Origin of the sequence: Myxococcus sp. AM009 (genome assembly GCF_013372605.1) — a bacterium.
Classification (GTDB): Bacteria; Myxococcota; Myxococcia; order Myxococcales; family Myxococcaceae; genus Myxococcus; species Myxococcus vastator.
In genome coordinates, this window is record NZ_JABXEP010000039.1 from 1 (window position 1) to 14,021 (window position 14,021).

General features: G+C 71.3%; 9 protein-coding genes. 6 read left to right on the forward strand and 3 right to left on the reverse strand.

Annotated features, from left to right (window positions below):
- The first annotated feature begins 186 nt into the window (after nucleotides 1-186).
- Nucleotides 187-2,256 (forward strand): ATP-binding protein, encoded by a 2,070-nt coding sequence (locus HV824_RS12405; protein ID WP_217917340.1) that lies wholly within the window; start codon nucleotides 187-189, stop codon nucleotides 2,254-2,256.
- Between the two features lie 2 nt (nucleotides 2,257-2,258).
- Here the strand turns inward: HV824_RS12405 and HV824_RS12410 are convergent, their stop codons facing one another.
- The gene (locus tag HV824_RS12410; RefSeq protein ID WP_176417078.1) at nucleotides 2,259-3,041 is read right to left on the reverse strand and encodes a phytanoyl-CoA dioxygenase family protein; all 783 of its coding nucleotides are present in this window, start codon (nucleotides 3,039-3,041) and stop codon (nucleotides 2,259-2,261) included.
- Nucleotides 3,042-3,127: 86 nt separating this feature from the next.
- On the opposite strand from HV824_RS12410, the gene HV824_RS12415 reads away from it, so the two are divergent.
- Entirely contained in the window at nucleotides 3,128-4,096 is a 969-nt protein-coding gene (locus tag HV824_RS12415; RefSeq protein ID WP_176417077.1) for an alpha/beta fold hydrolase, read from the forward strand.
- 39 nt (nucleotides 4,097-4,135) lie between these two features.
- On the opposite strand, the gene HV824_RS12420 is transcribed toward HV824_RS12415, so the two are convergent.
- A complete protein-coding gene (locus HV824_RS12420) occupies nucleotides 4,136-4,891 on the reverse strand; it encodes a DUF5953 family protein (protein WP_176417076.1) in 756 nt (251 codons plus the stop codon).
- On the reverse strand, nucleotides 4,888-5,805 hold the full coding sequence (locus tag HV824_RS12425) for a DUF6310 domain-containing protein (protein ID WP_176417075.1): 918 nt from the start codon (nucleotides 5,803-5,805) through the stop codon (nucleotides 4,888-4,890). The genes HV824_RS12420 and HV824_RS12425 overlap by 4 nt, the downstream gene beginning before the upstream one ends.
- Nucleotides 5,806-5,960: 155 nt before the next feature.
- On the opposite strand from HV824_RS12425, the gene HV824_RS12430 reads away from it, so the two are divergent.
- The 4 genes from HV824_RS12430 (at nucleotide 5,961) to HV824_RS12445 (ending at nucleotide 14,021) form a co-directional block, all read left to right on the forward strand.
- Complete coding sequence (locus HV824_RS12430; protein WP_176423352.1) at nucleotides 5,961-10,358, forward strand: tetratricopeptide repeat protein; 4,398 nt, start codon at nucleotides 5,961-5,963, stop codon at nucleotides 10,356-10,358.
- A 158-nt stretch (nucleotides 10,359-10,516) separates the two neighbouring features.
- Nucleotides 10,517-12,364, forward strand: a complete 1,848-nt coding sequence (locus tag HV824_RS12435) for a lamin tail domain-containing protein (protein WP_176423353.1) — start codon at nucleotides 10,517-10,519, stop codon at nucleotides 12,362-12,364.
- A 73-nt stretch (nucleotides 12,365-12,437) separates the two neighbouring features.
- Nucleotides 12,438-13,220 (forward strand): exodeoxyribonuclease III, encoded by a 783-nt coding sequence (locus HV824_RS12440; protein WP_176423354.1) that lies wholly within the window; start codon nucleotides 12,438-12,440, stop codon nucleotides 13,218-13,220.
- An 18-nt stretch (nucleotides 13,221-13,238) separates the two neighbouring features.
- On the forward strand, nucleotides 13,239-14,021 hold the full coding sequence (locus HV824_RS12445; RefSeq protein ID WP_176417071.1) for a 1-acyl-sn-glycerol-3-phosphate acyltransferase: 783 nt from the start codon (nucleotides 13,239-13,241) through the stop codon (nucleotides 14,019-14,021).

Here is a 14,021-nt window from a genome sequence, read left to right on the forward strand (position 1 = left end):
CGCGCGGAGGATAACGTCCTGGCGCCACCCCGTGGCCACCCGTTTGCCCGCGGTCCCGCATGTTTCCAGCGGGCGTGGGGTGTACCTGACCCCAGCGCTCCGGAGGCTCCCGGCTGGAAATGCCATGCTGCAGAACCGTAGTATTTTACAGCCCGTGTGTTTGGGGCCACGGAGCAGGGCGACTGGATGAAGTTCCTGTGTCTCACCACCGATGCGCGGCACCCCGTGGCGGAGGAGCTGCGGCGACAGGGCCAGGCCGTGCTCATCACCGCCGACCTGGTGGAGGCCGGCGCGGCGTTGGGGCACGGGCCCGTGGACGTGCTGGTGGTGGACGCGGCGGACCTGGCGGAGGACGCGCGCTGGTTGGACACGCTGCGGACGCGGGCCCGTCCCGAGGAGCCGTTGGTGCTGGGGCTGGCGCGGGAAGGCACCGACACGGGGCTCGAGCCGCTGCTGGCCGCGGGGGTGGATGAGTTCCTGGTGGAGCCCTTCACCCCGGTGCAGGTGCGCGCGCGGCGGGTGTTGTTGGAGCGGCGGATGGCGGCGCGGCGTCAGCGGCAGACGTCCGAGGCGGAGGCGCGGGGTGAGCTGTCGCGGCTGGCCTCCATCATCCAGATGCAGTCGGACGTGTCGATGGCGGGCTTCGGGCTCGACGAGCTGATGCGGATGTTGTGCGAGCGCTCGCGGGTGCTGTGCGGCGCGGATGGCGCGGCGGTGGCGCTGCTGGAGGAGGCGACCGCGGAGGTGAACTACCTGGTGGCCACTGGCAGCCTGGCGCCCTTCATCGGCTTCCGGCTGAAGGTGGAGGGCAGCCTCACGGGCGCCAGCCTGCTGAGTGGCGAGGTGATGCGGACGGATGACTCGGAGACGGACGTCCGGGTCAACGCGGCGGCGCTGCGCCACGTGGGCGCGCGGTCGATGATTTGCGTCCCGCTGTGGCGCGAGGGCCGCCCGGTGGGCGCGCTCAACGTCACCAGCCGGCGGCCGAACGCGTTCGAGGACCGGGACGTGCGCACGCTGGAGCTGATGGCGGGCCTGCTTGGCGCGGCCATGGGCAACGCGGCCGAGGCCCAGGCGCGTCAGGAGTTGATGGCGCAGAACACGCTGGCGATGGGCGCGCTGGAGGAGTCGCAGGAGCTGTTCGCGTCCTTCATGGACAACATCCCCGCGGTGGCCTTCATGAAGGACGAGCAGGGCCGCCGCATCTGGGTGAACGCGCGCTACAGCCGGTTCTTCGGCTACCCGGTGGGCGTGGACATGTCCCACGTGTCCGATCTGGAGCTGATGCCCGCGGCCTCCGCCGAACAGTCGCGCCGGGACGACGAGGCGGTGCTCGCGTCCGGGAAGCAGAGCATCTCCGAGACGATGATTCCCGCGCGCGACGGCACCGAGCGCCACTGGCTCACCTACCGCTTCATCGTGCGGGAGCGCTCGGGGCGGCGGCTGCTGGCGGGCGTGGCGGTGGATGTCACCGACCGCAAGGCCATGCAGGCGCAGCTCGTGGTGTCGGACCGGCTGGCGGCGGTGGGCACGCTGGCGGCGGGCGTGGCGCACGAAATCAACAACCCGCTGGCCTTCGTCCTCTCCAACCTGTCGTTCCTCGCGGGCGAGCTGCACGCCCTGGCGCGGGAGCTGCCGCCGGGCCGCATGGGGGAGTTGGAGGAGGTGCTGCGCGAGGCCACCGACGGCGCGCACCGCGTGCGGCAGATCGTCCGGGACTTGAGGACCTTCTCTCGGGGCGACGACGAGGTGGCCACCGCCGTCAACGTGAAGGCGGTGCTCGAGTCGGCCATCACCCTGGCGCGCAGCGAGCTGAAGCTGCGCGCGCGGCTTGTCCGCGACTACCGCGAGGTGCCGCTGGTGGAGGGCAACGAGGGCCGCTTCGGACAGGTGTTCCTCAACCTGCTCATCAACGCCGCGCAGGCCATCCCGTTGGGCCATTCGGAGCGGCACGAGGTCCGGCTGAGCCTGCGGACGGCCGGGGACCGCGTCGTCATCGAGGTGCGGGACACGGGCGTGGGCATGCCGCCGGAGGTGCGCGCCCGCATCTTCGACCCCTTCTTCACCACCAAGCCGGTGGGTGAGGGCACGGGGCTGGGCCTGTCCATCTGCCACGGCATCGTCACCGGCTTTGGTGGAGACATCTCCGTGGAGAGCGAGGAGGGACGGGGCAGCATCTTCCGCGTCTCCCTGCCGGTGGCGCAGCGCGCGAAGGAGCCGGTGGCGCCGCCGCTGCGCATGCCCCTGGTGGGCTGAGCTCAGCGGCGGAACACGGGCGGGAAGACGCGCGGGGCCTTCTTCTTGCGCAGGCAGCGCACGTCCGCGTCCATGTAGCAGGCGGAGAAGGCGCGGCGGCGCAGGCCGGGGCGCCCGCGTCCGGAGCGGTGCCAGAGGTGGTTGTGGACCAGGAGGGCCTCGCCGGCGCGCACCGGCAGGGACACGACGCGGGCTTCGGCGTCGGCCGCCGCCACCGCGTCGGGAGGAATCACCCCGCCCAGGGCCGTCACCAGGCCGCCGCGGTGGCTGCCCGGAATGACCTCCAGACAGCCGCCGTCCTCGGGGGCGTCATCCAGCGCGGTCCAGACCTGCAGCTCCGGCTCCCGGGTGAGCCCCCACAGCCGGCCACCATCCTGGTGCCAGGGCAGGTTGCTGCCGCCGGCCTGTCCCTTGTGAAAGAGGATGGCGCGGTAGAGGACGATGTCGCCGGGGATGCGGGCCCGGGCGAGGCGTTCGAACAGCGGGTTCTCCAGCCACGCCAGGAAGCGCGGGTCCTTCTCCAGCTTCTCCAGCTTGCGGTAGTCCAGGGAGGGGCCCTGCCAGCCCAGGCCCAGGGGGGCGTCCTCGTAGCGGCCGGTGGTGGCGTCCGGCTGAAAGAAGAGGCCTGGGTGGACGACCCGGCCCAGCATCAGGTCGTCGGCTCGCTCGCGGAGCGCGTCCAGGCCCTCGTCACCCAGCACGCGGCCCAGCTTCGCGTAGCCGTGCTCGGCGTAGTGGGCCAGGGCAGGGCGGATATCGAACCGTTCCACGTCGACGCAAAGCATGGCGCCCCCTCATACCCCGGCACACGCCCGTCAGGGCAGGTTGATGCTTGCGCCTCCGGCCCGGGGGCCGCATGGTGGGAGGTGGCATGCCCTACCGTCGCACCACGCGCTTTGTGACTGCCCCGGATGGTACCCGGGTCGCCTGGCATACCCACTTCGGCAACCTCCGGGAGGCCACCGCCGACTCGGAGCTGGTGGCCCGCCCCACGGTGCTGCTGACGAACGGGATTGGCTCCTCGGAGAACTTCTGGCGCTACCTGGTGGCGAACCTGGAGCAGGACCACCGGGTGGTGCACTGGAACTACCGGGGCCACGGCAGCAGCGATGAGTCCCTGGCGGACGGGTACCAGATTCCCGTGCACGTGGACGATTTGGAGCGCGTCACCGAGGCGCTGATGGCCCGAGGGGACGGCAAGCCGCCGCACCACGTGGCGTTCTCCATGGGCGTGCGCGTCCTGCTGGACTTGTACCGGCGGCGGCCGGACCTGGTGCCGTCCATGACGCTCATCGCCGGGGCGCCGGGCGCGTTCGGCTCGGGGGCGGATACGGCGGGCGCGCGCGCGTTCCTGTCCGCCGCCCGGGGCATGCTCAAGCTGGCCACGCCCACGCTGCCGCTGGCGGCGCCCGTGGCGCACGCGGTGATGGCCAGCCGCTTCGCCTATCCCTTGGGCCGCATGGTGGGGGCGCTTCGGGCCCGGGCGCCTCGGGCGGACATCGACGAGTTCATGCTCGCCCTGCGCCGGATGAGCCCCCGCGCCTACTGGTACACCCTCCGGGGCATGGTGGAGGGCCACGCCTGGGACGTGGCCAGGACGGTGCAGGTGCCCACGCTCATCGTCGCCGCCAGCAACGACATGCTCGTCCCGCTGGGGGAGATGGAGCGGATGCGTGACGTGATGCCACACGCGCATTGGATGCGGGTGGATGACGCGGGGCACGCGGGTCTGCTGGAGGCCGGGTCGGAGATCGCCGAGGCCGTGCGTGTCTTCCTCGTGGACCACGGGTTGGAGTCGCCCCATGCGGTCGGGGAGCACGCTCCGGTGCCTCCGGCCTAGCGCCTGGAGCGCAGCCGCGTCCCGGGCCCTTGAAGTGGGTCAAGGCGCTGCGCGTCCGCCGATCTCCGGGAACCGCTCATAGGCCCGCAGGAGCGCGTCCAGGTGGGCGGGGTTGTCCAGGTCGAGCGGCGCGTCGGTGAGCTGCACGACCCAGCCGCCCGACTTCGTGCGCCGCGCTCGCGAGAGCAGTTCGGCGTCACGGGTCGGGTCCGGGAACCCGATGGCTTGCGCGGCAGCGGCGGACCAGTAGTTGAGCCACCCGAGGTAATAGGGAATCTCGGGCGCGCGGAGGTGCTCGAAGAGCTTCAGGGCGGGCAACCCCCGGCGAGGGGACGGCGGCCCTTGCGGCGTGGGGGCTGTCTGATACGCGATGTCCACCGCCGCGTCGTAGGGCGTCGCTCGTCCCCATAGCGCATGTGCCCCTTCCGCCACGCCCTCAAGCACCGCCACCGCCGACGCGATCACCGGCTCGTCCAAGGGCAGTTTCGCGTGCACCTCAAACTGGGCCTGACCGCCTGGGCTGAAGGGGCCCGGGTTTTCCGTTCCCCAGACCGTCACGGGGTAGCGCTCGTCCCCGTTACACACCATCGGGAAACCTCCGTCCTCAATCTTTTCCATGAGCCACGCGTCACGCTGCGGCAATGCAATGGGGCGCCCGCTCTTGGAAAGCCGCCATTCCAGCCGCAAGCCGGGAAGCGTCTTCTCCATCCCATGAATGCTATCGATTGCGCGGCGATCTCTGCCCGCAAGCGCAGGCGCGTAGACGATGAAGGTGAGTCTTTTTCGCGCAGTCATCGCTTACACCCCGTGACGACGACATTCAGGGACTGATTCTCTTGCAACAGCGCGTCTCTGTGCGCCTCGGTACTCACCCCAATGACAAATTCGTATCCGCACGCCATAGCAGCTTTTCTCTCCTTTCGTAGCTGCTCGATTTCCCTCTTGATCTCCTGGTCTTGGATGAAATCATTGTACAAATCAAACCGATGGGTCTTGATCTCCCAGAGCACGCGCCTGCCGACTTGAAGCGCATCGAAGCGTACACCGCCAACAAGCACATCCATTCCGGGATAACGGTTGGGCGGGAACTGGTCGGCGCACTCATTGTGTGGGTCGTCCTCGCCCGCGTGGGGCACTGGAACAGGCTCGCAACTGGCGCGGCGCGTCCGGTCCACGAGTTCAGGTGGCACCGGGGGCTGCCAGTCCTGTCCCGCTGGATCGGGCTTCAGCTTGGGTTTGCGTTGCGCTACAGCTTCCCGGGTTGCCACTTTCGCTCCTCGTGAGGCCCCTGCCTCCTCGGGGTAGGCGTGGCGTAGCGCATATGCATCCAGTTCTTCCTTGATGGCGACGGCGACCACCACCACGCCAAGGACGATGACGGCTCCCACAACGATTTCAGGAGCCAGCAGAACGCAGAGCCCGACGCCCAGGGCACCAGCGCCAGCGGAGGCGACCGCGCATCTTCCGGTGGTGTCGTGGAACTCGAGCCGGTCATGGTCGAGGGTTTGATAGCACCGCTCAATCAGCACGGGCCAAGGCTGGGAAGCCTCGCGGACAACGCACTGCCCGCCGTCCGTCCAGGGCAGCGCCGCCGCTCGCTGAAGGTTGGCGATTCTCTGGATCCGAGTTCCCCGCGCGCTGGGCGACGGTGTCGACGTAGCGCAGGCGGAGAGAAGAAGGAGGAGTCCGATGCAAGCGCGGGAACGCATGACCACCGCCCTTCCACCAAGGTAATGAGCTACGGGGCCGGGATGGCCCACTCTGGAGTATGCCAGCACGCGCTGATGACGCGGGGACTCGGTACGTGCCCGTTGGCGAGGGATGCGCTTCGCCGAGTCGGGAGGTCCGTGGTTTGTTGCGCCGCATGGCACTCCCCGCGCTTCATCACGCCCGGCGCCCCGCCTTCGCCGCCACCTGGCCCACCGAGCTCCTGGACGTCATCACCGCGAGGCTCGCGGACGAGGTGCACGCCCAGGACTTGCGCGTCATCGTGCTCGCCCCCACCCAGGACCGGCTGCGCGTGGGCGTCTGGCTTGGCACCGAGTGGGACAACTACCCCTACGTGACGGGAGACGCGGCGGCCGCCGGCTTTGTCTCGCTGACGCCGTGGCTCGACGAGCTCGACGCGCTGTCCCGAGGGGAACGGACGCTCCCCCCGCCCGAGGACTGGACGCCGCTCGCGCCGCTCCACTTCCACGATGCGGCGCGCGATGCCTCCTTCCTGGCCTGGTGGCTCGAGCTCCACCGCGCCCTCGTCGCCAGCGCCATCGAGCTTGGCACGCGCCTGCTGGCGGAGCGCTTCGAGCAGCCCGTGGGCGTCTTCGTGTCCATGGACGGAACCGAGGCCCAACTCGTCTCCTTCTGTCACCCCCGAGGCGCCCCGCTCTGGCCCGTGCAGGAGCACCGGAAGGAGCACGGCTACGGCAGCGTCTATCCGCGCGCGTCCCTCGAAGGCGACACGATGGTCCTCTTCTACCCGGAGGGCGAGGGTGAAAGTGGCGGGCCGCCCGCCATCCGTTGCTGGTCCCATGCCCAGGTCGTCCGGGCCCGCGTGGACCGGAAGGCGCTGCACGTCACCGCGCGCTTCAAGGGCGAGGACTTCGACGTGCGCTTCAGCGCGGGCCACACCCACCCCCGGTTCGGAGGGCCAACGCCGCCCGCCATCATCAACGCCCTGCTCGGGTTCTTCAGGGCCAGCGGCGGGCTCGATGCTGGCGACCTGGCGCCACCGCTGCCCACGAGCGCCGAGGAGGTGGCGGCCACCCTCGCCGCGCTTCCCACCGCCCAGGAGCAGCTCCGGTACGTCACCGGCCTCGCGCGTGTCGTCAGCCTCGAGCGGCTGATCAGCCTTCTGGCGGGCCTCGAGGTGGCCGCGCCGACGCGCGGCGCCCTCCAACGCGCGCTTGCCGCGGACGCGCTGGACGCAGGGCAGTGGGCCACGGTGCTCGCCCATTTCGAGCAGCTCTCCGAAGAGGACCGCTCGTCCTGGATGGAGACACGGGCCCTCACCGGGCTTGGGCGCTGGGAGGACGTGCTGCGCGTGGCCAGCGATGATGCCCTCCCGGAGCGGGCGCTGGCGCTCGGTGCACTCGGGCGCCTCGACGAGGCGCTGCCCCTGGTCGACAAGGACAGCTCCGGGAGTGACGCGTTGGCGGTGCTCGCGCTGCTTCAGCATGCGCATGCGCCGGAGCAGGCCTCCGCCACGCTGCGCGCCGCCCTCGCCGGAGGGGTCCGCGAGCACCTGCTCGTTCATGTGGAGGCCTCGCCCGGGCTGAGTCCCATCCTGAAGGCGCACCGGGACTTCGAAGCGGCCGTGCGCGCCAGCCGCGACGCCTGCGAGCGGCTCGACCTCTCCCCGCTGAGGCTGGAGCCGGCGCGGATCCTCGCTGTCGAGCCCGCCACGCGGGCGCTGATCGCGCCACTCGAAGATGCCGACGCGGAGTCCAAGCGTTCGTACTTCCTCGCGGTCGTGGAGCGCCCCGGTGGAAGCTGGTGGGGGGCTGACAAGGAGGGCACGCTGTGCGAGTACCGCGCGGACGGGGGCGCGAAGACACTCGCCACGTTCAGCCCCCGCATCGAGGAGCTCGTCGCGCTGGAGTCCGGGGTCGTGGCGGCCGTGGGCTCGACGCTCGTGCTGCTGGATGCGGCGGGCCAGGCACGAGCGACGCTCCAGAGCCCCCGCGCAGGGGACGGCCCCATGGCCGCGCAGGGCGCGCTCCTGGCCTGCGCGAACGGCGAGGCGCTCAACCTCTACCGCGTCACGGGCGACACGTTGCAGTGGCTGGCCCCGCTCGCCATGCCTGGCCACAGCGCCATCGGCCAGCTCGGCTTCACCGGGCCTGGACAGCTGCTCGTCACCGCCGGGCGGCACCTGGTCCTCTTCGACGTGAGCGAGCCCACGCGGCCGGTCCCCCTGCGGCGCTGGACTGACGACGTGGACTTCGAGCTCGTCTCCACGCGTGAGGGGGCCGCCGCGCTGACCCGGGGGGAGTGGGTCTGGCTGGTGGAGGTGGGCGAGATGCTGCGCGGCAAGCACAAGCTGCACCTGGGCGCCTCCCCGACGGCCGCGGCGAGCGACGCGGCGCCGTGGGCCTTCTCGGCGCGCGGCCGTGTGGTGGAGGTCTCCGGCGCAGTCGCGCGCGAGGTCTTCCTGGTGGGCGCGGATGGCTCCCGCCTTGGCCCCCGGGCCCTCTCCCTCTCGGGCAGCCAGGGCACCGCCGTCACCCATGACACCGTGCTGCCGCTGTCGTCCGTGGAGCTCGACACGGCGCCCTTTACCGCGCACGTTGAGTCCCTCCTCCCGCGAGTGCGGGAGTGGCTGTTCGGCCACCTGGAGGCGTGGGCGCGCGACGGCGTCCGGGCCCCCGCCGGCGGGGGACATGCGCCCCTGGGGGGCCTCGTCCTCACCTGGATGACGGGGTTGTGGGCCGGCCTGCGCGGCCAGCCGCCCTGCAGCGTTGTGTCCCTGGGGTATGACAACTCCGGGGCGCTGCCGCTCGAGGGGGTTGGGACGCCACCGCCGCCCCGGGTCGCCCCCGCGTCCTCCATGGCCGCGGAACGACAGACCCGGGCGCTGGAGGACGCGCGAGAGCAGCGCGCCATGCACGAGCAGCTCCGGGTGTGCCGCGCGCTCCTCCGCGAAGCCGCGGCGGCCTTCGCGCACCGCACCTCCGCGCGGACCTTCTTGCTCGCGCTCGACACCGAGGATGGCCTCGAGGTCCTCGACGTCCTCCCGGGAGGGGGAGCGGCGCTGCCCCACCGCGCCGCGGACGCGCCGCGCGCTGAGCGGACGCTCCGGGAGCTGCTGAGCGCCGCGGATGCGGGCCTGTCGATGCCGAACCTCGTGGCCCGCGCGCGCCGCGACGCCGCCGTCCGCGCCGACGTCCTGGCCCTCTTCGAGCAGGAAGGGCTCGAGGCCGCCGGCCGGCTCTCGCTCGAACTGCTCGACGTCGACCTGGAGGGCTGCGCGCGCGCGTGGCTCGCCGTGGCCGCGCGCGACGCTCACCAAGGACTCCCAGGCCTCATCGCCCTGGCCCGGCGCGGCCACGCCGGGGCCCGCGCGCGGCTGCTGAGCCTCGTTGATGCCAGCGACACCCGTCTGGCGCTCCAGGCGCGCGTGGAGCTCGGCCGCGCCGACGAGGACGCCACGGTGCCCCTGCTGGAGCGCCACCTCGCGTCGCCTGGGGAGGTTGACGAGGTGCTGGCGCGTGCGCTCGCTGCCCTGAGCGACGCGCGCATCGTCCGCCTGCGAGCCGCGCTCGAGTCCGCGCGCGCGCGACAGGGCGCCGAGACGGACAGGCTCCTGCTCCCCCTGGTGCGCAGTGGCTGGGCTCCCGACGAGGAGACGGTGAGGGCCGGCAACGAGGCCCGCCTTGATGAAAGCGAGTTCGTCGCGAGCGTCTTCAGCGACGACGCGCCGGAGGGCTCGGCGAGCGCGGTGCGGCACTGGACGGCGCAGCGCATCGCCAGCGCGGTGGCCGCGGCAGGCCCCCTCTGGCCCCAGGAGGTCCCCCTTGAGCCACACCGGACGGGTTGGCAGCGCTTCTTCACGCTCGCCTGGCCGTACTGGGAGTCCCGTGGGGTGCTTCCCAGGCTGTACGAGACCCTGGCGAAGTGTGAGCAGGAGGCGGACGCGGAGCTGGCGTACCAGTTGCTCTTCCAGGGGCTGCTGCGCGGAGACCCACGGGGCGCCGAGCTCGGGCGGGCGCTCGCCCGGAACGCGGCCCACGCGAGCCGCCATGCGGAGACGACGCGACTGGCCGTGTTCTCGCGCCTTCAGTTCGGATGGTCCCTGGTGAAGGCCAGGCGCCTGACGGAGGCGCGCCAGGTGGCGGACGCGGCGCTCGCCGACGCGCCCCAGGATGGGCAGGTGCGCTTCTTCGACGCGCGCGTCGCCTGGCTCGAACGCGATGACCCCACCGCGGCGCTGGAGCGCATCGAGCCGGCCCTCCGCGCCGCGCGTGACTCCGTGGGGCGCGCCCGGCTGCTCAACCTGTACGGCGCCGCGCTCGACGCGCTGGGCCGCCACGCGGAGGCGCTCGACTGGTTCCACAAGGCCTTCGCCGCCAACGAGTCGTCGGTGGACGGCCACACTGGCAAGTCAGGTGACCCGGAGATGTCCCACGCGATTCTGTCGAACATCGCGGAGATGCACTGGAGGCTGGGTCAGCGGGAAGAAGCCCGGCGTCACGCCGAGCAGGCCGCGCGACGGGGCTCCACGACGGAGATCGTCATGGAAATCCTCGCTGAAAAGCGAGCCTGACGGCCGGCCCTGGCTCCCACCCTTCGGCCCTTGCCGCCGGGTGGATCAAGAGCCGGGCTTGGGTCCAGTGAAAACGGAAACTGCCGCCCAGATTGCGTCGCGGGTGACAGATATGGGATGCAGGGGGCTCTTCAAGGTTCAACGGAGACTCTTTACTCATGCCCTGGTCCTACCGGCAGATGCTGGCGCCGCTGTCCGCGCTGCTCCTTTTGATGTCCGCATGTGGCGACGATCCTGAAGTCCGGCCCGTCTGCGGCAATGGCGTCGTCGAGGCTGGCGAGACGTGCGACGACGGCAACCGGAACAACGACGACACCTGTGACAACTCCTGCCGGCGTCCCACCACGGACGATGCGGGCACCGACGCGGGCACCGGCGAAGAGGACGCGGGCACCGGCGAAGAGGACGCGGGCACCGGCGAAGAGGACGCGGGCACCGGCGAAGAGGACGCGGGCACCGGCGAAGAGGACGCGGGCACCGGCGAAGAGGACGCGGGCACCACCGAGGATGGTGGTTCGGGCGAGCCGGACTCCGGCACGGCCGAGGACGGCGGCTCCGGTGAGCCGGACGCGGGTTCGGAGGAGGACGGCGGTTCGGGTGAGCCGGATTCCGGCACCGACCTGGATGGCGGCCCGGGGCCTGACCTGGACGCCGGCACCGACGCGGGCACGGGCGAGGACGACGCCGGCACCGACGCGGGTACGGGCGAGGACGACGCCGGCACCGACGCGGGTACGGGCGAGGACGACGCCGGCACCGACGCGGGCACGGGCGAGGACGACGCCGGCACCGACGCGGGCACGGTCCAGGTCTCGCTGGACAGCTTCGGTCCGACGGGCACCTTCGCGCGCTCCGGCACCACGGGGGCGACGTTCCCCGAGGCGCTGACGGTGCGCCTGCGTGAGGACGCTCCGGCGGAGGTCTGGGTGGAGGTTGCTTCGTCCAGCGCCGTGCTGAATGTGCAGGGCGGCCTGGTGCGCATCGCCCCGGGTGAGCGCTCCGCCACGGTGCAGGTGACGGCGAACCTGGCCGCGGATCCGGAGACGGACAAGGCGACGCTGACGGCCACGCTGGGCAGCGACACGCGCGAGGCCACGGTCCGGGTGCTCGCGGAGGATCAGGCCGCTGAGCTGTCCACGCTGTCGCCCGAGGTCATCTCGGTGAGCGCGGGCCAGACGCAGGGCTTCACGGTGGAGCTGGACGTTCCCCCGGCGCAGGACACGGTCATCCAGCTCGCGCTGGAGCCCGCGTCGCTGGGCACGGTGCCGGCGACGGTGACGGTGACGGCCAACAGCCTGTCCGCCAAGTTCGACTTCACCGCGGGCAGCGAGGGCGGCGAGGGTCAGCTGGTGGCCGCGCTGAACGGCTCGTCCATCGCGGCGGCGGTGCAGGTGAGCGGCGGCGGCAGCAGCACGGGCCATGTGGTCATCAGCGAGATCGCGCCGCAGGGCCCGGGTGGTGCCGGCGATGAGTTCGTCGAGCTCTACAACCCCACGTCGAGCCCGGTGGACCTGAGCGGCTGGAAGCTCCAGTACAAGTCCGCGACGGGCACCTCCGGCTACACCGGCAACTACTCGCTGCCGGACGGCTCCATCATCGCGCCGCGCGGCTACTTCCTGGTGGGCGCGGGCGCGTACTCGGGCAGCGGCGCCACGGGGCGTGACGTGAGCTGGGGCACCATCTTCGCGATGGGCGCTGCCGGCGGCCATGTGCGCATCGGCTACCCGGAGTTGGAGGGGAGCGACCCCATCGACTCGGTGCTGGTCGTGGACACCGTGGGCTACGGCAGCACCGCCAACCAGCCGGAGGGCAACCGCATCCCGGCCTCGGCGCCCGCCGCCGGCAGCTTCGAGCGCAAGGCCTCGGCCACGTCGACCGTGGAGTCCATGACCACCGGCGCGGACGCGCTGCTGGGCAACGGCCACGACTCGGACGACAACGCGGCGGACTTCATCATCCGTCCGACGCGCCAGCCGCAGAACACGTCGAGCGCGGCGGAGCCGTAGCAATCCGCCCCTACCGCCCGTGTGTGCGGTAGGGGCTGGTAATGCCGCACGGGGCGGGCCATAAGCCTTCCCCGTGCGAGTCGTTTCGTGGAACGTAAACGGACTGCGCTCGGTGCACCGCAAGGGCTTCCTGCCCTGGCTCGCGGGGTGCCGAGCGCAAGTCGTTGGCCTGCAGGAGGTCCGCGCGCGCGCCGACCAGCTCCCCGACGAGGTGCGCTCACCGCCCCGGTGGAAGACGCACTTCGTGGCGGCGGAGCGGCCGGGCTACAGCGGCGTCGGGCTGTACAGCCGCCTGGAGCCCGATGAAGTCGTGACGGTGCTCGGCGTGGGAGAGCTGGACGTCGAAGGGCGCCTGCAGATTGCCCGCTTCGGCAAGCTCACCGTGGTGAACGGCTACTTTCCCAACGGCAACGGGAAGGACCGGGACCTCAGCCGCATCCCCTACAAGCTGACCTTCTACCGGCGCCTCTTCGAGCGGCTGGAGAAGCCCCTGCGCGACGGTGGCCGGGTGCTGGTGATGGGCGACTTCAACACGGCGCATCAAGAGCTCGACCTGGCGCGGCCCAAGGAGAACCGGGAGACGAGCGGCTTCCGGCCCGAGGAGCGCGAGGAGTTCGACCGGTGGCTCCGCGCCGGCTGGGTGGACACCTTCCGCCACTTCAACAAGGGTGGGGGGCACTATTCGTGGTGGAGTCAGCGGTTCGGCGTTCGGGAGAAGAACATCGGCTGGAGAATCGACTATGTCCTGGCCTCGCCAGCGGCCATGGCCTACGTGCGCAAGGCTGGCATCCACCCGGACGTGCTCGGCTCGGACCACTGTCCGGTGAGCGTGGACCTGGACCCCGCGGTTCGCTGACGCTTGTTCGAGGCTCTCATGAACGCACTGCTCTCCATCTGGACGTGGATCGAGATTGGCCTGGTGGCACTGGTCGGCTTCTGTGTGCAGCTGTCGCTGGCCATCCTGACCTGGGCCTTTGACCGCAAGCGCCACGTAACGGGGCGCTGCTTCCGGCTCATCGGCGTCACCGCGGCGAAGCTGACGCCGTTCTGGCGCTTCGGCGTGCACGGCCAGGTGCCGGACAAGCTCGCGCCGAACACGGTGGTCGTGAGCAACCACGAGTCCAACGCGGACCCGTTCCTGATTTCTCACCTGCCGTGGGAGATGAAGTGGCTGGGCAAGGCCAGCCTCTTCAAGATTCCCGTGGTGGGCTGGAGCATGTGGATGGCGGGGGACATCCCCGTGCACCGCGGCGACCGGGACTCGGCGACGGGCGCCATGGCGAAGTGCCGCCAGTGGCTGGCCAAGGGCATGCCGGTGATGATCTTCCCGGAGGGGACGCGCTCGAAGACGGATGACCTGCTGCCCTTCAAGGACGGCGCGTTCCGACTGGCCATTGAAGCGCAGGCGGACGTGCTGCCGCTGGCGGTGAGCGGGACGCGGCGCGCGCTGCCGAAGCACTCCTGGCGCTTCGCCACCTCGCGCGGTCTGGTGACGGTGGGCACGCCCATCTCCACCAAGGGGATGACGCTGGCGGACGTGGAGACGCTGAAGAGTCTGGCCCGCGATCAGATCTTGACGCTGCGGGCTTCGCTGATGCCGCTGACGCGCACCGGCACCGAGCCGGCCGTGCCTCCGGGGCCGGCCAGCGCCGCGTGA

Bases quoted from the DNA above. Each gene is read 5' to 3' on its own strand.
- HV824_RS12425 (WP_176417075.1), bottom strand. From the start codon at position 5,805: ATGCGTTCCCGCGCTTGCATCGGACTCCTCCTTCTTCTCTCCGCCTGC.
- HV824_RS12415 (WP_176417077.1), top strand. From the start codon at position 3,128: ATGCCCTACCGTCGCACCACGCGCTTTGTGACTGCCCCGGATGGTACC.
- HV824_RS12410 (WP_176417078.1), bottom strand. From the start codon at position 3,041: ATGCTTTGCGTCGACGTGGAACGGTTCGATATCCGCCCTGCCCTGGCC.
- HV824_RS12430 (WP_176423352.1), top strand. From the start codon at position 5,961: ATGGCACTCCCCGCGCTTCATCACGCCCGGCGCCCCGCCTTCGCCGCC.
- HV824_RS12435 (WP_176423353.1), top strand. From the start codon at position 10,517: ATGCCCTGGTCCTACCGGCAGATGCTGGCGCCGCTGTCCGCGCTGCTC.
- HV824_RS12445 (WP_176417071.1), top strand. From the start codon at position 13,239: ATGAACGCACTGCTCTCCATCTGGACGTGGATCGAGATTGGCCTGGTG.
- HV824_RS12420 (WP_176417076.1), bottom strand. From the start codon at position 4,891: ATGACTGCGCGAAAAAGACTCACCTTCATCGTCTACGCGCCTGCGCTT.
- HV824_RS12405 (WP_217917340.1), top strand. From the start codon at position 187: ATGAAGTTCCTGTGTCTCACCACCGATGCGCGGCACCCCGTGGCGGAG.